This window comes from Mesobacillus subterraneus (assembly GCF_003937825.1).
GTDB lineage: Bacteria > Bacillota > Bacilli > Bacillales > Cytobacillaceae > Mesobacillus > Mesobacillus subterraneus.
In genome coordinates this window covers 236,042-254,625 of the sequence record NZ_RSFW01000010.1, presented here as the reverse complement: position 1 = coordinate 254,625, position 18,584 = coordinate 236,042, and the positions used below count along the sequence as shown (strand labels likewise).

Below are 18,584 nucleotides of genomic sequence, written 5' to 3'. Positions count from 1 at the left end.
GAGTATTACCTTAAATTTCCCGCAGATTTTACTGCAAAATTTTAGCGTTTAATGGTAGTATTAGATGGTATGTTTTTTAGAGGTGTTTCTATCACATTGTTTTGTTAATGGCTCTGTTAAATTAGCTTTTGATTTTCGTTCCAGGCGCTTCGCTTTCCGCGGGGCTGGCGCTGAGCCTCCTCGCCGCCGTTGGCGTCTGCGGGGTCTCAGCTGTCCAGCTGATCCCGCAGGACCTGAATAGCTTCTCCGAATGGACCCACGCACGATGGAAATGCGTTAGCATTTTCGTAGGAGTCTACGCGCCGTCCACTACAATCAACAGGTTTTAAAAACCTTGTTATTAACAATGTTGATTGGAAAGACTGGAGCGGAAATCAGCGCAAAAACTAAATTTTTTCTGAAATGGAGAAGGTGAAGTACATAATGTGTGGCTTTATCGGTTGTGTACATGAAAATGCACAGAATTTCAGCAGCGAACAAAAGCAGCTGTTTAAAAATATGAATGATATCATTACCCACCGCGGTCCTGACGATGACGGGTATTTCTATGATGAGCATATCCAGTTCGGCTTCCGCCGTCTGAGCATCATTGACATTGAGGCTGGCCATCAGCCATTGACTTATGAAAATGAGCGCTACTGGATCATTTTCAATGGTGAAATCTATAACTATCTTGAACTTCGGGAAGAGTTGATTGAAGAAGGCCTGACTTTTGAGACGCACTCTGATACTGAAGTCATCATTGCCCTCTACAGCCATTTGAAAGAACAGGCTGTTGACAAGCTGCGCGGGATGTTCGGGTTTGTCATCTGGGATAAAGAGGAGCAAGTCCTTTACGGAGCACGTGACCACTTCGGCATCAAGCCTTTCTTCTACTTTGAAGATGGAGACCGCACGTTCTTCGGTTCTGAGAAAAAGAGCATCTTGCTTGCACTGGAGAATGATGTCCTCGATTACAAGGCGCTTCAACATTACCTGACGTATCAGTTCGTGCCGGAACCAAATACGATGTCAGAAGGCATCTATAAGCTTGAGCCGGGGCATTATTTTACGAAGAAAATAGGTTCTCCGATGGAAATCAAGCGTTACTGGAAAGCGAGCTTCTCGCCGATTCATAAAACGGAGGACGAATTCACGAAGGAAATCAGGGATGTCCTGTTCGAATCCGTGAAGATCCATATGCGCAGTGATGTGCCTGTAGGTTCATTCCTATCCGGCGGAATCGATTCTTCAATTATCGCGTCAATCGCTAAGCAGTACCATCCTTCCATCAAAACATTCTCAGTTGGTTTTGAACAGAATGGTTTCAGTGAGATTGATGTGGCGAAAGAAACGGCTGACAGGCTTGGAGTCGAAAATATCAGCTATGTGATCAGCCCGCAGGAATACATGGATGAACTACCGAAAATCATGTGGCACATGGATGATCCGCTTGCCGACCCGGCTGCCATTCCTTTGTATTTCGTAGCCCGTGAAGCAAGGAAGCATGTAACGGTTGTCCTTTCCGGTGAAGGCGCTGATGAATTGTTCGGCGGCTATAACATCTACCGTGAACCACAGGACCTTGAAGTATTCAACAAAATTCCTGGTGTAGGGAAAGCGATGCTTAAGGGTATTGCCAAGATTATGCCTGAGGGAATGAAGGGGAAAAGCTTCATCGAACGCGGCGTGACTCCTATGGAAGAGCGTTATATTGGTAACGCGAAAATGTTCACTGAAAAAGAGAAGAGCGATCTTCTGCACGTTTATAACGGACAGTATGACTACAGGGATATCACAAAATCTCTCTACCGTGAAAGCAGAGGGTATGACCCGGTGGACACGATGCAATACATCGATATCCACACATGGATGCGCGGTGATATTTTATTGAAGGCTGATAAGATGACGATGGCCCATTCTCTGGAGCTTCGTGTCCCATTCCTTGATAAAGTAGTCTTTGAAACAGCTTCAAAGATTCCTACAAGCCTGAAAACCGCAAATAATACGACGAAGTATATTTTGCGTAAAGCAGCTGAAGGTGTAGTTCCTGACCACGTGCTTACCCGCAAGAAACTTGGCTTCCCAGTACCGATCCGCCACTGGCTGAAGGATGAGATGCACGACTGGGCTAAGAACATCATCAAGGAAAGCAACACAGAGCACCTCATCAATAAATCATACGTTCTCAAGCTTCTTGAGGACCACTGCCAGAACAAGGCTGACAACAGCCGGAAGATCTGGACAGTGCTGATGTTCATGATGTGGCATGATGTTTATGTCGAAAAAAAATACTCCTTCCAGAAGGAGTACGAGAATCAAAAAGTATTGCAATCTCTAAAAGGTTAATCAAGGAAGGTAGGTGATCGCCTGCCTTCCCATCTGCACCCATGCTTCGACGAAATCGGGCAAGGGTGCTTTTTTATTTTTCTCGCCTGTTAGCGGGTCATTAAAATACACGAATCCTTTGTCGTATCCGGTGATCAAAACAGAATGTTCCTTAGTCGTAACCTTTACAGCTCCATTTGGTGTATACCATGTCTGAAAAAAGCTATCATCCAACCATCGATATTCCGTATTGATGATCACCCAAACAGGGCGGCTGTCAGAGAGATGGATTTTCAGCTCCTGGAATTCAGCGCCGGTCAGATCCTTAATTTTACCCGGAAGATATTTTTCAGCAAGTTCTGCAATCGGCTTATGGTAAACACCCAAGCCCGGCTGTGTGTAAGTGTACATATTGCCGACAAAGCCTTCATTTGGATCTCCAAAATAAATCTTGCCGTCATTCAGTCTGAATTCTGCAGGGTTCTTCTTTACTTCCTCAGCGAGTTTAAGCTTGTCAGCCTCTAATCCCTTATATTGAAGCATCATCGCCAGGCTGGTGACCTCGCATCCGCGTGGGAGCTCGGGCATTTGCCAGATGACCGGCGCGTCGAGAAGGACATGGTCTTTAATTGGAATGATTTCAGCTTTGTAATCTTCAATAACCAACGGTGCAGGCCCTGAGGTTGGCTCTGCTTGATCCAGCAGCTCCCTGACCGACTGAACGGCCATTGCCACATGAGACTCCTGCAAATTTTCCAGCAAAAAAGCACCTGCAATCGATGTAAAAACAATCAGGAACATCAAGAAAGACTTGAGCATGCTATTTTGTTTTCTGATCAGCAGCCAAAACAAGGCAAGCAGCAGAACCACGGCAGCGGCCGCCGAATATAAACTGTCCATATCCATCACCTGTCCGTCAGATTAAATGCAAAGATAATCGGGTATATTATATAAATTAATATCGGACGGCTGGCGGATTTGTTAAGCTGCAGCTATTTGTGTTGCAAACTCTTATAGTACTGGCCTTTTTCAGCATATTCCCGTGAAATCCGTTCCATATCGCGGATGTCATCGTCGTTCAGCTCCCTGACTACTTTTGCAGGACGGCCGAAAGCAAGGGTGTTTGGCGGTATTTTCTTGCCTTGGGGAACAAGGCTGCCGGCACCAATAAAGGCTCCTTCACCGATTTCAGCCTGGTCGAGGATGATCGATCCCATCCCGATCAGCGCTTTTTTCCTGATAATGCAGCTGTGAAGGATGACCTGATGGCCGACAGTCACTTCGTCCTCAAGGATGAGCGGGTTATTCGGGCTTTGATGTAGGACGGAATTGTCCTGGATATTTACTTTGTTCCCGATGATGGTTGGAGCGACATCGCCGCGGATCGAAGTGTTGAACCAGACGCTGGATTCCTCACCGATTTCAACATCGCCAGTAATCGTTACATAATCAGCAATAAAGGCTGAATCTGCTATTTTTGGTGTCTTGCCTTTGTAAGGATAAATCATTGCACACACTCCTGAAAAAAAAGATTTGATTGGATGCTTTCATTTTTATTTTTCGCTAATTATATATTATAGTTCTTTTAAAGAAAGAAAAAGTTTTTAAATGGGGGAATGGTCATGTGGAAATGGGAAGCTGACGGAGATGCTAAAGCTGTAATCGTCATAGTGCATGGTGCGCTCGAGCATCATCGCCGTTATGGCTGGCTGATTGAAATGTGGCGCTCATCTGGATTTCACGTCATCATGGGTGATTTGCCTGGGCAAGGATTGACCACAAGAGCGAACCGTGGCCATATTGATTCATTTGATGAATATATTCTTGAAGTCAAAGAGTGGGTCGAGGCAGCATATGACTTTGACCTGCCGGTATTTCTGCTTGGTCACAGCATGGGAGGCCTGATTGCAATCAGGATGCTGCAGGAGGAACGGGTGGAGATCGCTGGACTGATCCTGTCTTCCCCGTGTCTTGGCCTTGTGAGCTATCCTTCAAAAATGCTCGACATGCTGTCGCACGGATTGAGTGTCATCATTCCGACTTTGCGTATGTCACCGGGACTTACCGTGGAAATGGCAACGAGGAATGAAGATGTAAGGTCTGTCGATGCCAATGACTCGCTCTACCTTACAAAGGTATCGATCCGCTGGTACCGCGAGCTGATTCTAGCCATGGAGCTGGCGTTTGATAATATGGATAAAATCCAGGACGTTCCGACACTCTTGCTGCAGGGAGGCGACGATAAAATTGTTGACAAACGCGCGGTAAAGGAATGGTTCAACCATGCACCGCTGTCGGAAAAACGCTATAAAGAATGGCCAAAATGCTATCATGAAGTATACAATGAGCCGGAACGCGAAGACGTATTCGAGTATTCCCACGACTTCGTCATGAGCCAGCTGAAAGCGATTGGATATGTATATTGATAAAGTGAAAAATAAGAAAGAGACTTGGAGGTGTATACATGCTGATTCCATCAATGCCGCTTAGTTTAATGTACCGTGTATACAGACAAGTTTTGCCTCAAGTACATCGAGAGCTTGCCTACTGGAAAAGCAGGGCTGAGGAAATCCCGAATCCTGAACTCAGGAAGCAGGCGCTCGCGAGCATTGAGCACAAGACCTTTCATTGCGAGGGCGGCTCAATATTAAGCCTGACTGCGAAAAAGAACTATAAACAGGCAATCCGCTTTATTGTCGCTTACCAGACAATCAGCGATTACCTAGATAATCTGTGTGATCGCAGCACTTCACTGGATCCGGCCGATTTTGCGGCACTCCATGAATCGATGGCGCACGCCCTTAGCCTGGAAACCCAGATCAGCAATTATTACCGGGAGCGGGAAGATCAGAATGACGGAGGTTATCTCATTGAACTCGTGACAGTGTGCAGAGAGGTCTTGGAAGAGCTGGAGCAATATGACGATATCAAGCATCATCTGCTGGAGCTGTGCCAGTACTATTGCGATCTGCAAATCCATAAGCATGTAGAGGTTAAAGAGCGAGTGCCAAGACTGCAAACATGGTTTGACGGCCATCGGGACGGGATTCCTGAAATGGAATGGTATGAGTTCTCCGCGTGCACAGGCTCCACGCTTGGCATCTTCTGTCTTGTTTCCTACGCGCTCCGGGATGATTTCAAGCCGGAGTACGCCGACAGCATCCGCAACGGGTATTTCCCTTACATACAAGGTCTCCACATCCTGCTTGATTACTTCATTGACCAGGAAGAAGACCGTCAAGGCGGAGACTTGAATTTCTGCTTTTACTACGAAAATGAAGAAGCATTGTTTGAACGACTGAGGCATTTCGTAGCAAACGCCGATTACCATACAGCCAAACTTCCGCACCAAAAATTCCATAAACTCATCAACCGCGGCCTGCTGGGCGTATATCTGTCAGACGAAAAAGTACGGCATCAGGAAAGAATCCGTCAGCTTGCAAAAGAAATGATCAAAACCGCGGGCCCCGTCAGCTATTTCTTTTACATAAACGGACGAGCCTACCGATCCCTGCAAAAATGGATTCCATCCGGACTCGTCAGGGCGCTGATTAAATAAGGAATTGAACCAATGGGATCCCCCTGGTTATTGTTATATCAGGTTTGTCTTTTTTATAAAGATTATGATCATTTGTATGGTGTTTTTAATTGTTGTTTAAGACATGTTGATAGTAGTGGAAGGCGCGAAGACTCCTCCGAAAATGCTAACGCATTTCCATCGTGCGTGGGTCCATTCGGAGAAGCTATTCAGGTCCTGCGGGATCAGCTGGACAGGTGAGACCCCACAGGAGCGAATAGCGACGAGGAGGCTCACCGCCAGCCCCGCGGAAAGCGAAGCGCCTGGAACGGATATCAAAGGATCCATTTAAAAGCTATCCTAAAAATAAAGAGGGTGTCCAAAAGTTCATACTTTTGAGACACCCTCTTTCCTCACCTTATCTCTTCTCAATCGCCACTATAAACGGCGGATTGTTCTTCTGGTTCATGAACCTGTATTCAAGCACATGGGCGATGTTTTGGTCTATTGATTGCACATAACGCAGCAGGTAATCGCGCTCGACTTTTCCTTCAGGGTGTCCGTGGTAAACAACGATTACGATAATTCCTTCAGGGGCCATGATTTCGAGCAGCTGGTCAATGGCCTGGATGGTCGTCTGCGGGACGGTGACGATATTTTTGTCTCCGCCTGGCAGATAGCCGAGGTTGAAGACCGCACCGGTTATTTTACCGAAGTGGAGCGGCGGGATGCACTCTGCCATGTTCTCATGCCCGGTATGAAAAAGGGTTACCTGATCCTGCAAATCATGCTCCCGCAGCTTTGTTTTACAGGACATGAGTGCTTCATCCTGGATATCGAAGCCGTAAATCCTGCCGGCTGGTCCGACAAGATTGGCTAAGAATAAGGTGTCATGTCCGTTGCCAACCGTTGCATCGACGGCGATGTCACCAGGTTTGACAGCGAGCTCCAGCAGGTTCCGAGCGAATGGAAGGATCCGTTCAAGCTTCATTCTCAATCACCACTTTGTTTCCAGTATAGAATTTGCCTTGCCAGCTGTCGCGTCGTTTCATTTCTTTATCGATGGCGTTGAGCACTTCCCATTTGTTGACACTCCACATTGGGCCGACCATCAACTCGATTGGGCCATCTCCTGTGATGCGGTGAATAATCATTTCCGGTGGAAGAATTTCCAGCTGATCACAAACCAATTTTACATAATCGTCGAAGCTTAGGAATTCAAGCAGTCCTTTTTCATACTGCTTGACCATTGGAGTTCCCTTCAACAAGTGAAGCAGGTGGATTTTAATCCCCTGGACATCAAGCTTGGCGACCTCCTGTGCCGTTTCCATCATCATTTCAGGTGTTTCCATTGGCAGCCCATTAATGATATGGGAACAAACCCGGATTCCATGCTTTCTGAGCTTGTCCACGCCTTGTTTATATGTCTCATAATCATGGGCACGGTTGATCAGGGCAGCCGTACTTTCATGTACGGTCTGCAGCCCGAGCTCAACCCATAAATAAGTCCGTTCGTTCAGCTCGGCAAGGTATTCGACAACCTCATCGGGAAGGCAGTCCGGCCTTGTCGCAATAGAAAGTCCGACGACACCTTCCTCCTTCAGGACGGTTTCGTACTTTTCTCGAAGCACCTCTACTGGCGCATGGGTGTTGGTGAAAGCCTGGAAATAGGCCATGTACTTGCCATCTTTCCATTTGGAATGCATTTTTTCTTTAATTTTTTTGAACTGTGTGCCAAGGTCTTCGACTCTGTCACCAGCAAAATCCCCTGAGCCCGCCGCACTGCAGAAGGTGCAGCCGCCATGGGCTACAGTGCCGTCACGGTTCGGGCAGTCGAAGCCTCCGTCGAGCGCTACTTTGAAGACCTTATGGCCAAAATGATTACGCAAGTGGTAGTTCCATGTGTGGTACCGTTTATCGTCTGTTGCATATGGAAAAGGGTTGGCCTGTTTCATGCCAGTAACCTCCTTAATAACCTGTCACATAAATGAATTCATTATGAATTGTACCATTAAGGATATTTGAAACCAATGGGAAAAGGAATTTTCGGCTTAAGATGGGGACTTTGTTACCAATTACAACTTCTGGAGCAGATTTTCTTACACATGTTATTCTAAACGGTTATGTTTTTTAGTTAAATTTTTAAAAAAACTTTGCCGAAGCAGTAGACTGAAACGGAAGGTGCGAGACTCCAGCGGGAGCAGCGGGACAGGTGAGACCCCGCAGGCGCTAGCAGCGCCGGCCCCGCGGAAAGCGAGCATCCTGGAGTGGAAGTCACCACAGCAAAAATATAGTTCAATGAACGTAATTGGCATCATTAAACATGGACAAAATTGTGATAGGAAAAAGGATTGTGAACAAAATAAAGAAGAAGCAGACTTTGCTTCAGCATCAAGTAAAGGAGGGTCTGATATTGGCTACACGTCAATCGGTCGACCAGCTACTTCAGCAATGCGAGGATGCCATCAATCTCGCCCAGGAGCAATACAAGAATGCCAGCATGCAGCAGCATTATAATGACGGCGATTTTACCAATGCCCTGCAAGCTCTTGAGGATGCTTATAATGATCTAGCCAAGCTTTCCTTCAGTGCGAATGCCCAGCAGCGCGACCAGCTTCATCGGATGAGGCTTCAGCTTCAGCAGGTACAGAATAGTATGATTTTGCTGGACCATTAAAACGGGAGGGGAATGACTTTGAAAAAGCGTTCAAAGCAAAATAATCCGGAACAGAAAACGCGGAATGGCATCAACAACCAGGATCTGGAACTTGGAATGGACCATGATCCGGTAAAAGAATCAAAGAAGAAATACGAACAAAGCGGGGGCCAGCCCGTGAAGTCTAAATTCCACCCAGAACCAGAGCAATCTTCATAAATTTGTAACACCCTCACTTCGATTAAGAAGTGAGGTTTTTTTATGCAAATCGCATTGGGATCTCAGCGAATTGGCTGGTTCCTAAAATACCCCCCGTTCACAAATCGGCTATAACTGATGAAAATTCCGTGATTTACATCACAGATTGACGCCTTTCAGACATGGTTTAAATAAGGTAGAACGAAACGAAGCACAGGCGAAGATGTGTGGATTTCCAGGAATAGAATCGCTGGAAATCAAATGCGCTTTTTTAATCCAAGTAATCTTGTGAAAATGTTCACGAATTCGTCACATATAGAAAGGAGCACATCAAATTGAAAATACTGCACTTCATGCTGTCTCTGACTCTGTTGTTCTCTTTCCAGCTTCCTGATCTGGCAAAAGCAGAAGATACCTCGAATGTACTGAAGATGGAGGAATTCACTATCCAGGTGATGCCGGAGTATTCTTACCATCCAAAAGATAAGAAAAAGAATCCGCCCTTGCTTGTGGGATACCATGGAGCACTGAAGAACAATGCGACTGAAGCACAGAAGGGGAAAGTCGTCATCCCTTTGCCGATGGAGGATAAGAACTTCAGGATTGGCTTTGTTGCTGATTATTCCAGGGACCTGACGGAAATGAATGAGATCGAATATGAGCTCGATCAGGAAAACGGCACGATTTCATGGGAAACCAGCGCTGAAATCCAGCCGCAGGAAATTTACAAGTTTGTCGTGGAGTACTACACGGACAGCATCAATACAAAAGACGGCAGCAAAACGCTGGCCTATGAATTTAAAAGCTTTGCTGAAATCGGGCTGCTGAACCTGATTTTTGTTGAGCCGCTTAATACGGATAGCTTCAAGCTCGAACCAGCCTCTGAGCAGCATCAAAAGAATTCCTACAACATGAACATGTTCCTTTATCAAGGCCAGGGAATGAAGCCGGGCGAGGAAAAGAACATCAAACTGGAATACAAACGCGCTGAGTCAAGGACGACAGCCGAGATTATGGAAGATATGGCAGGGGACGCAAAGAAGGCTGGCACGGTAAAACAGAATGAAGAAATCATGCCGCTTTGGCTGGTCCTCACGGTGACGGGCAGTGTGACTCTTCTTGCAGCGGTCCTGCTGATCTTCTTCATGAGAAGAAAGAAGACGGAGCCTGTGAAAAATGAGGTCCAAATGGATGTGCAGGCGAAAAAAGCAAAGCTGAGGGCAATGCTCGTTGAAGGAAGCATTACCGAAGCTGAGTATAACGAATTATTGAAAAAACTGGGAGGTAGATAAGGATGTCGAAGAATAAAAAAATCGTAACTGGGTTGGCTTTAGCAGCTGTGGCATTTGTCATCATGATGTTTTCGACGATGCCGTCTGCCGGAAGCAAGGAAATCACGATTGCCGACCTTACGGAAAATGGTTCGAAATATGAAGGCGACTATATCATGACCCAGGGCTTGCTTAATAAGGAATCTGTAACATGGGACGCAGATAAACTTGAACTTCGATTCGAGATTTACGAGGAAGGACAGTGCACTCTCCAGGTTTTCCATAAAGGCATCAAGCCTGATAACTTCTCTGAGGATGTCATCGTCCTGCTGGAAGGGTTCATCCAAAAGGATGGTGTATTCGAAGCGGAAAAAGTCCAGACGAAGTGTCCAACGAAATATGAAGGCGAAGACATGGAGAACTATGATACCGAAATGCACAAGGAAATGTACAAAAATGATAAAGAGGAATAAAACAGATGGGTGGTTATCTGTATGTACTTAATCGGGAATATCGCAATCTATCTTGGCGTCGTGATTTCTCTTTACGGAATCATTGCCAATATCATCGGAATGAAGCGGAAGAGCAGCAAATGGCTTGAAAGCGGAAGAGGGGCAGTTCTATCACTCGCTTTCATCTCAAGCATCGCTTCCTTTATGCTGTTGTATATTCTCGGAACAAGCCAGTTCCAATACAAATATGTGGCTTCCTATACAAATGAAAGCTTGCCGATGGTTTACAAGCTGACTGCTTTTTGGGCCGGAAATGCGGGTTCCCTGTTACTCTGGGCATTCCTTTTAGCCCTTTATGCAGCGATGGTTGTTTTTTCAAAAGAAAAGAAAAATCCAATGATGCCATATGTATCGAGCATCCTGATGGTGAACATCCTGTTCTTTTTCACCGTGATGGCACTCAATGCCAATCCGTTTGAGATGACAGATAGAATCCCGGCGGATGGCAAGGGGCTGAACCCTATGCTCCAGAACCCGGGGATGATTCTCCACCCGGTGACGCTGTATATGGGCTATGTCGGGCTCGCAGTGCCGTTCGCATTCGGGATTGCGGCACTGATCCTGAAGAAAATGGATTCGGAATGGATCAAGCTGACAAGAAGATGGACGCTGCTCGCCTGGCTGTTTTTGACTCTCGGAAATGTAATCGGAGGCTGGTGGGCCTATCTTGAGCTTGGCTGGGGCGGCTACTGGGCATGGGATCCGGTTGAAAACGCCTCGTTCCTGCCATGGCTGACGGTGTCGGCATTCCTTCATTCAGTGATGATCCAGGAGCGGAAAAACATGCTGAAGACCTGGAATGTAAGCTTGATTATCCTGTCTTACATCCTGACACTGTTTGGGACTTTCCTTGTCCGAAGCGGAATCCTGACAAGTGTCCACGCATTTGGTGACAGCAATCTCGGCACATACTTCCTGGTATTCATGGCATTCATGATGCTGTTCTCTCTATACATCGTCATGACTAGATATGGGCTGATCAAGAAGGACAGCAGCCCAATCGAAGCTTATTTTTCAAAGGAAAGCAGCTTCCTGCTGAACAACCTGATCCTTGTGGCCGCAGCATTCGCCGTATTCTGGGGAACGATGTACCCGCTGATTTCGGAGACTTTTACCGGGACAAAGGTCAATGTTGGCGCACCTTATTTTAACAAAGTCATGGCTCCGATTTTGCTCGCGCTGATCGTACTGATGGGCATCTGCCCGCTGATCGCATGGCAAAAAGCCGTATTTGAAAAGTTCATGAAGAATACGCTCTGGCCGCTGGCAATGGGAGTAGTAACAGCAATAATCCTGTTTGCAGCAGGTATAGATGGTATTTACGCAGTTGTTGGTTTATCGGCGACGAGCTTCATGCTCGGAACACATCTTCTAGAATTCGCAAGAGGAATCAGCGCCAGACGGAAAGCGACAAAGGAAAATGTGTTAAAAGCAGCATTCAAGCTGACAATGAAAAACCAGCGCCGTTACGGCGGCTATATCGTCCATATAGGTATCGCGCTGATCGCTGTTGGCGTTATTGCTTCCCATTCCTATTCGACTGAGGTCCTGAAAACAGTCGTCGCCGGAAACAGCATCACGATCGGGGAATACAGCCTGAAATTCAACGAACTGACAGAACATACGAAAAACGGCAATGGCATTGTCGTCGCCGACATTGACGTGACCTATAAAGGAAAAGACATTGGCAAAATCAAGCCGGAAAAAATCTTTTACGAAACATGGCCTGAGCCTTCAACAGAGGTCGCAATAAAAACAAACTGGAGCCAGGACCTTTATGTGGTGCTGAGTTCATGGGAAACAAAAGACAAAGTGACGTTCATGGTAAAAGTGAACCCATTTGTAAGCTGGATTTGGGCTGGCGGCATCATTATGGTGATCGGTACCGCATTCGCCCTCGCCGGCGGCAGGCCGACATCGTTCCGCTTCCAAAAGAATAAAGGCACAGCGCAAACAGGAAGGTGAAAAGATGAAGAAAAAAATTATACTGACAACCCTTCTTTTGCTGATCGTGATTCCTGGCTTGACGACAGCTTTTACCTATAATTCAAAGGAATTCAAACATATCATCTCCCAGCTGGATATGCAGGGCCATGCAGATCACGAACTGTCCACATGCTCTGTAAAGAAAATTTACTACGATGAAGTCGTTGAAATGCTCAATGGCGGCAAAACAGAAGGCCAAATCATTCAATCGTATGTGGATGAATACGGCCAGGCAGCATTAAGGACACCAGGTGGAGGCACGAGCGGCTGGATCGCCTGGGGCATGCCGGCAGCTGGATTTGGAATCGGAAGTGTAATCGTCGGTGTCTGGCTGAGAAAGCTGACAAGGAAAAAAGCAGAAATGCAACTTGAGACCAAGTCAGGATGGGATTCGGAAATTGAGAAGGAAATCGCGGCAAAAATATTTGACGAAGAGCGCCGGAAGCTTTTCTAGGAGCTGATCAAAATGGATTATGTATTTTTAATAGCAGGCTCACTTATGATTATCACTTGTTTTTACTTCATCATTTCTCCTTTTTTCTCCGCAAGCGAAGAGCAGCCGGCAGGTAAGGCGGAAACGGATGAAAGGCTGACACTGGAACAAGTCTATAGTGCAGTGAATGAGCTTGAAATGGACTTTTTAATGAAAAAAATCACCCATGAGGATTTTGAAAAATTAAAAGAACAGTACCAGCTGCTTGCAGCTGAACTGTTAAAAGAAGAAACGAAGCACAAAAAACTAAAGCACCCGCACGCTGCCGTGGGTAAAACGAAGAAGGCTGCTGACGAGGCGGAAGCTGAAATTCTCCGAGAGCTTAAAAAGCTCCGGAACCAGAAGGGGTGATTCCTATGGGGCCTGCTTACCATCCGGAATGGCTTGTGACCTTCTGGCTGACGACACCGGGCTTGAACCTGCTCAACCCGCATTATGTGCTGATCGTTTTAGCGGTGATCCTAGCAGCAGGCTGGTTCATGAAAAAACGCAGGACGAAAGCTGCAGAAATACTGGATGAGGAAGACCAGGTGTTCAAGCATCTTCTATTGAAGAAAAAAGTGATTGAACAGCAGCTTCAGGAACTGGAAGCAAGGCTAATGGCAGCGGAAGTCACGGAGGAAAGCTTCAGGAAGATGAAGCAAGACTATCATAGCCATCTGGACCAGGTGAACAAGGAACTGGAACAATACACTTAATGAAAGAGTTGGGGAACATGCTTGAACTAAGGAACATGACCAAAACACTGGGAGATAAGCTGGTTTTGCGCAATATCACGCTCACATTGGAAAAGGGGGAGATTTTGGCTGTCATCGGACCGAATGGTGCGGGGAAAAGCACCTTTTTCAAATGCACGGTCGGACTCCTGCAGCCAACCAGCGGGGAGATTTATCTGAATGGAAAACTGGTAAAGAAAAACTCAGCTGAAATGAAACAGAGGATTGGATTTCTGGGTCATGAATCATTCCTGTACAACAACCTGTCCCCGCTCGAAAATCTTAAATTTTACGGCAAGCTTTACAAAGTGAAGGATTTGGAAACGAAAGCGAATGAACTGCTGAAGGAAGTGGGGCTATACCTTTTCAGGGATATTCCGATCCGTTCTTTTTCAAGAGGGATGATGCAAAGGCTGGCGATCGCAAGGGTGCTTCTGCCGGACCCCGAAATCCTGATGCTCGATGAACCCCACACCGGCCTTGACCAGGAAGCTGTCGCCCTGCTGAATACGATCATTCTGAAGAAGCGGGAAAGCGGGACGTCGATCCTGATCATCTCCCATGATTTTGAACAGGTGCAAGCACTTGCAGACAGAGCGGCCGTGCTGAGAAAGGGGAAAATCGTTTCTGCCAAGAGGCTCGGAGGCGAAGTCAGCATGGCAGAGCTGAAACAATGGTATGAAGCAGAGGTGAAGGGAACATGATGTCCATCCTGAAAGATGCCTGGATCATCGCGAGCAAGGATCTCAGCAATGAAATCAAGACGAAGCAGACAATCGGAATGATGGTCATCTTCTCGAGTCTCGTCGTCCTGATCTTCAGCTTTGCGTTCGATCCGACCAATAATATGGTGAAAGCCGTCATCCCCGGGCTTGTCTGGCTAATTACCGTGTTCTCGGGAATACTCGGGCTGAACCGTTCCTTCCTTTCTGAGCATGAAAACGATGCGCTGACAGGATTGCGATCTGCTCCAATCGATCCATCCAGCATCTATCTTGGTAAGGTGCTAGCGAATTTCCTGCTCGTCACAGCGGTACAGCTGGTCAGTATCCCGGTGCTGTTCCTGCTGTTCGACTATCGCTTTTTTGGAAAAATCAGCTGGTTCTTCCTTGTGGTGGTGATTGGAACACTCGGCTTTATCATCGTCGGAACATTCCTGGCGGCTCTTTCAGCGAATGCGAAGAACAGCGAAATGCTGCTGCCGGTGTTGCTGCTGCCGCTGCTGAGCCCGCTGATGATTGCCGCGGTGCAGGCGACAAGAATCGTCCTAGAAAACGAAACGATTGGCGATGCTGTTTCCTGGCTCCGCCTGATGTCTGCTTATGACCTGTTATTCCTGGCAGCTTGCTTTTTCCTATTCGAATTTATTATGGAGGGATCCTGATGAAAAAGACTTCAGGTATGATCGACCGTCTGTTGTTTTATACACTAGTTCCATCATTTTTTATCGCGCTTTATTTAATTTTTATTTGGTCGCCAGTCGAGAAGGTCATGGGTGAAACACAGAAAATCTTTTACTTCCATGTGGGAAGTGCCTGGGTTGCGTTCCTTGCGTTCGGCGTTGTCGGCTACTACAGCGTGAGGGTCCTGATCAAACCGAGAATCCAGCATCATATCAATGCAGGAATCTCGGCTGAAATCGGTGTCCTTTTCACTACAATCACGCTGATCACCGGGATGATCTGGGGGAAATCCAGCTGGAATACATGGTGGACATGGGAACCGCGTCTTGCTACGACACTAATTCTCTGGTTCATTTATGTGGCTTACCTGTTTGTCCGCAAGATGGATGGCTCAAATGAGAAGATTGCCAGGTTATCAGCGGTATTCGGCATCGTCGGTGTCATCAATGTTCCAATCGTATTCATGGCAATTCGCTGGTGGAATACGAAGCTCCATCCAGTCGTATTCGGCGAAGGAAAGAATCAGTCAGGCGGAGGCATTGAACCTGATATGCTAGTTGCCCTGCTGTTCTCGGTATTCACGATCACGCTCTTGTACATCTTCCTGATGCGCAAGGGAATCGAAATTGAAAAGATGAGACATATCGTCAAAAAGGCAAAATCGAAAGCAATCGAAAAGCTGGCAGGATAAATTTATTAGGAGGAATGCAAAATGACTTATCTATTCATGGCTTATTCCGTTATCTGGACGTTGATCGCTGGTTATGTAGTGGTTCTTGGACGCCGTCAGAAACAGCTGAAAAAGGAACTTGAGCTTCTTGAAGAGTGGAATTCAGATTTTTAAAAAAGCGGGTGAGGAAAATGGGCAAAAAACTGGGTCCAATCATTGTGATTGCTGCCGTAATCGGAGTGCTTGGCTTCCTGGTCAGCGGACTGGGCGGAAAAGTAGCAGCCCAGCCTGGCGATCAGGCCATCGACTTTGAATTGAAGGATGTCGACGGAAAAGTATATAAGCTATCAGATTTCAAGGGCCAGCCCGTCGTCCTGAATTTTTTCGCGACATGGTGCGGTCCCTGCATTGACGAAGCTCCGGAACTGGAGGCATTCGGCAAGGAGTACAAAGATGCCAAGCTTTTGATCCTAGCAAAAGGCGAGTCCAAAAAACGGATGGATAAATATATCGGGGAAAGCGGATCGCAGTTGACCTACCTTTTAGACACAAAAGAAGAGATTTCAAAGGATTATAATGTCATCGGCCAGCCTGAAACCATCATCATCGATGGAAATGGAATCATCGTTGAACGCTTTTCTGGCCCGACAACCAAAGAAAATTTAATCCAGATGATCTCCGAAAAGGTTTCACCATGACCCTGGTTAAAACACGCTAGTGTTTTAATAGATTGCGAGATGCTGCACAGGCATCCGATTTTATAGGCAATAAGGGAGGTGAAAAAGGATGCTGAAAAAGCTACTGGGAATAGACAAAAAAATGCTGTTATTCATCGGCGTGTTTGCTGGAATCATTGTATCTGTCGTCACGGTCAAAACGCTTGCTTACACAGATTCACCGGAATTCTGCAGCAGCTGCCATATCATGACGGAGGTCCATGACTCATTTTCCGATTCCAACCACGCCGGACTTGCCTGCGGTGACTGCCATTTGCCGCATGATACCGTAGTTAATAAGTACACCTATAAGGCAAAGGCCGGGATGACACATGTGTATTTCAATACACTTGGTGAAGCAAAGATCCCGAAGGTGCTGCACGCTACTGAAGGTTCCCATGAAGTCATCAACGAGAACTGCATCAGCTGCCATGAAAATACATTGCAGAACGTTTCTCACGACGCCAAGGACAGCTGCTCAAGCTGCCACCAGGCCGTTCCGCACGGAAAAGGCTTCAAGACAGAGGATTATTTTAAACCGCCGAAACCAGGTGAGCTCTTAGAAAATAAAGGAGGTACGATGAACAATGGCTAGACATTTCCGCTGGGCATATTTGCTTCTCGCGGCTGTCATGCTCATCATAACAGGCTGCTCCGGCTCAGAGGAAAAAGCAACTTCAGCCGACGAGCTGAAAACGGGGCTCAGCAAAGATGAAATAAGCAATGAGGCCTTCAAGGACCTCTTCCCGCTTCAATATGACAGCTATAAAAAGAATGATAGAATGGAAGATACCAAATACAGTGGTTCCGTGAAGCGAAGCAAGTTCGACCACGACAAAGAACCTTATCTGCCTGTCCTGTTTAATGGATACGGCTTTGCAACTGAATATAACGAAGATCGCGGCCACATCTATGCAAATGAAGATGTCCGTGCAATCGCACGTATCACAGACAAGTCAATCGGCTCTTGCCTGACCTGTAAATCGACCGCTGTTCCTCACATGATCGAGGAAATGGGCGACGATTATTGGGGCGGCAGCTTTAATGAGGACATCTGGCCGAAAGCAGAAGCAATGGGACATTCCCCAATCGGCTGCTCTGACTGCCATGATCCGCAGACGATGGATCTTCGCATCACACGTCCAAGCTTCATCAAGGCAATGGAATCACAGGGCATCGATATGTCTAACCCAACAAAGAATGACATGAGAAACTATGTTTGCGGACAGTGCCACGTTGAGTACTACTTCGCTGCTGACAATGGAGAGGTTACTTTCCCATGGGCAAACGGCTTTAAGCCTGAAGATATGTATGAATACTATGAAACGACCGCAAAAGAACAGGGCTTTGAGAAGGACTGGATTCACAACGTTTCAGGAACACCGATGCTGAAAGCCCAGCACCCTGACTATGAGACCCATATTGAAGGACCGCATGGCCAGGCCGGCGTTACATGTTCAGACTGTCACATGCCGTATGATCGTGTAGAGGGCGGAAAGAAGAAAATCAGTTCACACTGGTGGACTTCCCCATTGAAAACAATGGATCAATCATGTGCGACTTGCCACAGCAACCGCGATCTCGATGATTTGAAGGAGCGTGTGCTGAACATTCAGGATACACATATGGAAGCTCTTCATAAGGCAGAGGATATTTCGATCACGTCACACTACTATGTCAATAAAATGATCACATCCGGAGTGAGTGAAGCGAAAATCAAGGAAGCTCAAGAACATATCAGAAAAGGGCAATGGTTCTGGGATATCGTAGCAGCTGAAAGTGCGGCAGGATTCCATAACCCGCAGGGAGCAATGGATTCGTTGAGGGTTTCAATTGAAGAATCAAATGCAGCCATCAATCTAGCGATTGAAGAATTGACAAAGAAAGGTGTAAACCTGGAAGAAGTCAAAACGGAGATTGAAAAAGTGAAGAAGGCTGTATACGACGAGAAGGATAACTTCAAGAAGAAAGAGAAAGCAATCAACAGTTACTTCCCGGCACAACAGCCTGCTCCGAAAAAATAGAGAATAGTAAATTTAGAGAATAAATAACTAAGAAAACACTGTGCAAATGGTAGTTTGTACGGTGTTTTCTTTAGTTTTGCAGAAATTTTCTGAGGTGTCAAGGCTGGTAATTGGA

General features: G+C 46.5%; 22 protein-coding genes. 18 read left to right on the top strand and 4 right to left on the bottom strand.

Going from position 1 to position 18,584, the window contains the following annotated elements:
* Positions 1 to 423: 423 nt before the first annotated feature.
* The gene (gene asnB, locus EJA10_RS08710) at positions 424 to 2,328 is read left to right on the top strand and encodes an asparagine synthase (glutamine-hydrolyzing) (RefSeq protein ID WP_125479617.1); all 1,905 of its coding nucleotides are present in this window, start codon (positions 424 to 426) and stop codon (positions 2,326 to 2,328) included.
* Here asnB and EJA10_RS08705 read toward each other — a convergent pair whose 3' ends face one another.
* Both EJA10_RS08705 and EJA10_RS08700 read right to left on the bottom strand, forming a co-directional pair.
* Positions 2,329 to 3,207: a C39 family peptidase gene (locus EJA10_RS08705; protein WP_246017724.1), complete on the bottom strand. Its 879-nt coding sequence runs from the start codon at positions 3,205 to 3,207 to the stop codon at positions 2,329 to 2,331. It abuts the gene before it with no gap.
* A 92-nt stretch (positions 3,208 to 3,299) separates the two neighbouring features.
* Positions 3,300 to 3,815 (bottom strand): gamma carbonic anhydrase, encoded by a 516-nt coding sequence (locus tag EJA10_RS08700; RefSeq protein ID WP_125479616.1) that lies wholly within the window; start codon positions 3,813 to 3,815, stop codon positions 3,300 to 3,302.
* Between the two features lie 114 nt (positions 3,816 to 3,929).
* On the opposite strand from EJA10_RS08700, the gene EJA10_RS08695 reads away from it, so the two are divergent.
* Both EJA10_RS08695 and EJA10_RS08690 read left to right on the top strand, forming a co-directional pair.
* Positions 3,930 to 4,733, top strand: a complete 804-nt coding sequence (locus EJA10_RS08695; RefSeq protein WP_125479615.1) for an alpha/beta hydrolase — start codon at positions 3,930 to 3,932, stop codon at positions 4,731 to 4,733.
* Between the two features lie 38 nt (positions 4,734 to 4,771).
* Positions 4,772 to 5,866, top strand: a complete 1,095-nt coding sequence (locus EJA10_RS08690; RefSeq protein ID WP_125479614.1) for a tetraprenyl-beta-curcumene synthase family protein — start codon at positions 4,772 to 4,774, stop codon at positions 5,864 to 5,866.
* A 376-nt stretch (positions 5,867 to 6,242) separates the two neighbouring features.
* On the opposite strand, the gene mnmM is transcribed toward EJA10_RS08690, so the two are convergent.
* Complete coding sequence (gene mnmM, locus EJA10_RS08680; RefSeq protein ID WP_125479613.1) at positions 6,243 to 6,815, bottom strand: tRNA 5-(aminomethyl)-2-thiouridylate-methyltransferase MnmM; 573 nt, start codon at positions 6,813 to 6,815, stop codon at positions 6,243 to 6,245.
* A complete protein-coding gene (gene mnmL / locus EJA10_RS08675) occupies positions 6,805 to 7,779 on the bottom strand; it encodes a tRNA modification radical SAM protein MnmL/YtqA (protein WP_125479612.1) in 975 nt (324 codons plus the stop codon). The genes mnmM and mnmL overlap by 11 nt, the downstream gene beginning before the upstream one ends.
* Positions 7,780 to 8,237: 458 nt before the next feature.
* Between mnmL and EJA10_RS08670 the strand changes: the two genes are divergently transcribed.
* The 15 genes from EJA10_RS08670 (at position 8,238) to EJA10_RS08600 (ending at position 18,469) form a co-directional block, all read left to right on the top strand.
* Entirely contained in the window at positions 8,238 to 8,501 is a 264-nt protein-coding gene (locus EJA10_RS08670) for a YtzC family protein (protein WP_125479611.1), read from the top strand.
* A gap of 18 nt (positions 8,502 to 8,519) precedes the next feature.
* On the top strand, positions 8,520 to 8,699 hold the full coding sequence (locus EJA10_RS08665; RefSeq protein ID WP_125479610.1) for a glycogen biosynthesis protein GlgD: 180 nt from the start codon (positions 8,520 to 8,522) through the stop codon (positions 8,697 to 8,699).
* 314 nt (positions 8,700 to 9,013) lie between these two features.
* Positions 9,014 to 9,970, top strand: a complete 957-nt coding sequence (locus EJA10_RS08660; protein ID WP_125479609.1) for a hypothetical protein — start codon at positions 9,014 to 9,016, stop codon at positions 9,968 to 9,970.
* A 2-nt stretch (positions 9,971 to 9,972) separates the two neighbouring features.
* Positions 9,973 to 10,422, top strand: coding sequence for a cytochrome c maturation protein CcmE (locus tag EJA10_RS08655; protein ID WP_125479608.1), 450 nt, complete (start codon positions 9,973 to 9,975; stop codon positions 10,420 to 10,422).
* Positions 10,423 to 10,443: 21 nt separating this feature from the next.
* Positions 10,444 to 12,426, top strand: a complete 1,983-nt coding sequence (locus EJA10_RS08650; RefSeq protein WP_125479607.1) for a heme lyase CcmF/NrfE family subunit — start codon at positions 10,444 to 10,446, stop codon at positions 12,424 to 12,426.
* Positions 12,427 to 12,430: 4 nt separating this feature from the next.
* The gene (locus tag EJA10_RS08645) at positions 12,431 to 12,901 is read left to right on the top strand and encodes a cytochrome c-type biogenesis protein CcmH (protein WP_125479606.1); all 471 of its coding nucleotides are present in this window, start codon (positions 12,431 to 12,433) and stop codon (positions 12,899 to 12,901) included.
* A gap of 12 nt (positions 12,902 to 12,913) precedes the next feature.
* Positions 12,914 to 13,291, top strand: a complete 378-nt coding sequence (locus EJA10_RS08640; RefSeq protein ID WP_125479605.1) for a hypothetical protein — start codon at positions 12,914 to 12,916, stop codon at positions 13,289 to 13,291.
* A gap of 5 nt (positions 13,292 to 13,296) precedes the next feature.
* Entirely contained in the window at positions 13,297 to 13,638 is a 342-nt protein-coding gene (locus EJA10_RS08635; protein ID WP_125479604.1) for a hypothetical protein, read from the top strand.
* A 17-nt stretch (positions 13,639 to 13,655) separates the two neighbouring features.
* A complete protein-coding gene (gene ccmA, locus EJA10_RS08630; protein WP_170169096.1) occupies positions 13,656 to 14,360 on the top strand; it encodes a heme ABC exporter ATP-binding protein CcmA in 705 nt (234 codons plus the stop codon).
* Positions 14,357 to 15,040 carry a heme exporter protein CcmB gene (locus EJA10_RS08625; RefSeq protein WP_125479602.1) on the top strand — a complete coding sequence of 228 codons (684 nt, stop codon included), beginning with the start codon at positions 14,357 to 14,359 and terminating at the stop codon, positions 15,038 to 15,040. The genes ccmA and EJA10_RS08625 overlap by 4 nt, the downstream gene beginning before the upstream one ends.
* Entirely contained in the window at positions 15,040 to 15,750 is a 711-nt protein-coding gene (locus tag EJA10_RS08620; protein ID WP_211340547.1) for a cytochrome c biogenesis protein, read from the top strand. The genes EJA10_RS08625 and EJA10_RS08620 overlap by 1 nt, the downstream gene beginning before the upstream one ends.
* Before the next feature lie 21 nt (positions 15,751 to 15,771).
* A complete protein-coding gene (locus EJA10_RS08615; protein WP_023626909.1) occupies positions 15,772 to 15,903 on the top strand; it encodes a CcmD family protein in 132 nt (43 codons plus the stop codon).
* A 17-nt stretch (positions 15,904 to 15,920) separates the two neighbouring features.
* A complete protein-coding gene (locus EJA10_RS08610; protein ID WP_125479601.1) occupies positions 15,921 to 16,427 on the top strand; it encodes a TlpA family protein disulfide reductase in 507 nt (168 codons plus the stop codon).
* Between the two features lie 88 nt (positions 16,428 to 16,515).
* Positions 16,516 to 17,040 carry a cytochrome c3 family protein gene (locus tag EJA10_RS08605; protein WP_125479600.1) on the top strand — a complete coding sequence of 175 codons (525 nt, stop codon included), beginning with the start codon at positions 16,516 to 16,518 and terminating at the stop codon, positions 17,038 to 17,040.
* Positions 17,033 to 18,469: an ammonia-forming cytochrome c nitrite reductase subunit c552 gene (locus tag EJA10_RS08600; protein WP_125479599.1), complete on the top strand. Its 1,437-nt coding sequence runs from the start codon at positions 17,033 to 17,035 to the stop codon at positions 18,467 to 18,469. The genes EJA10_RS08605 and EJA10_RS08600 overlap by 8 nt, the downstream gene beginning before the upstream one ends.
* Positions 18,470 to 18,584: the final 115 nt, after the last annotated feature.

Bases quoted from the DNA above. Each gene is read 5' to 3' on its own strand.
- asnB (WP_125479617.1), top strand. From the start codon at position 424: ATGTGTGGCTTTATCGGTTGTGTACATGAAAATGCACAGAATTTCAGC.
- EJA10_RS08705 (WP_246017724.1), bottom strand. From the start codon at position 3,207: ATGGACAGTTTATATTCGGCGGCCGCTGCCGTGGTTCTGCTGCTTGCC.
- EJA10_RS08700 (WP_125479616.1), bottom strand. From the start codon at position 3,815: ATGATTTATCCTTACAAAGGCAAGACACCAAAAATAGCAGATTCAGCC.
- EJA10_RS08695 (WP_125479615.1), top strand. From the start codon at position 3,930: ATGTGGAAATGGGAAGCTGACGGAGATGCTAAAGCTGTAATCGTCATA.
- EJA10_RS08690 (WP_125479614.1), top strand. From the start codon at position 4,772: ATGCTGATTCCATCAATGCCGCTTAGTTTAATGTACCGTGTATACAGA.
- mnmM (WP_125479613.1), bottom strand. From the start codon at position 6,815: ATGAAGCTTGAACGGATCCTTCCATTCGCTCGGAACCTGCTGGAGCTC.
- mnmL (WP_125479612.1), bottom strand. From the start codon at position 7,779: ATGAAACAGGCCAACCCTTTTCCATATGCAACAGACGATAAACGGTAC.
- EJA10_RS08655 (WP_125479608.1), top strand. From the start codon at position 9,973: ATGTCGAAGAATAAAAAAATCGTAACTGGGTTGGCTTTAGCAGCTGTG.
- EJA10_RS08650 (WP_125479607.1), top strand. From the start codon at position 10,444: ATGTACTTAATCGGGAATATCGCAATCTATCTTGGCGTCGTGATTTCT.
- EJA10_RS08645 (WP_125479606.1), top strand. From the start codon at position 12,431: ATGAAGAAAAAAATTATACTGACAACCCTTCTTTTGCTGATCGTGATT.
- EJA10_RS08640 (WP_125479605.1), top strand. From the start codon at position 12,914: ATGGATTATGTATTTTTAATAGCAGGCTCACTTATGATTATCACTTGT.
- EJA10_RS08635 (WP_125479604.1), top strand. From the start codon at position 13,297: ATGGGGCCTGCTTACCATCCGGAATGGCTTGTGACCTTCTGGCTGACG.
- ccmA (WP_170169096.1), top strand. From the start codon at position 13,656: ATGCTTGAACTAAGGAACATGACCAAAACACTGGGAGATAAGCTGGTT.
- EJA10_RS08625 (WP_125479602.1), top strand. From the start codon at position 14,357: ATGATGTCCATCCTGAAAGATGCCTGGATCATCGCGAGCAAGGATCTC.
- EJA10_RS08620 (WP_211340547.1), top strand. From the start codon at position 15,040: ATGAAAAAGACTTCAGGTATGATCGACCGTCTGTTGTTTTATACACTA.
- EJA10_RS08615 (WP_023626909.1), top strand. From the start codon at position 15,772: ATGACTTATCTATTCATGGCTTATTCCGTTATCTGGACGTTGATCGCT.
- EJA10_RS08610 (WP_125479601.1), top strand. From the start codon at position 15,921: ATGGGCAAAAAACTGGGTCCAATCATTGTGATTGCTGCCGTAATCGGA.
- EJA10_RS08605 (WP_125479600.1), top strand. From the start codon at position 16,516: ATGCTGAAAAAGCTACTGGGAATAGACAAAAAAATGCTGTTATTCATC.
- EJA10_RS08600 (WP_125479599.1), top strand. From the start codon at position 17,033: ATGGCTAGACATTTCCGCTGGGCATATTTGCTTCTCGCGGCTGTCATG.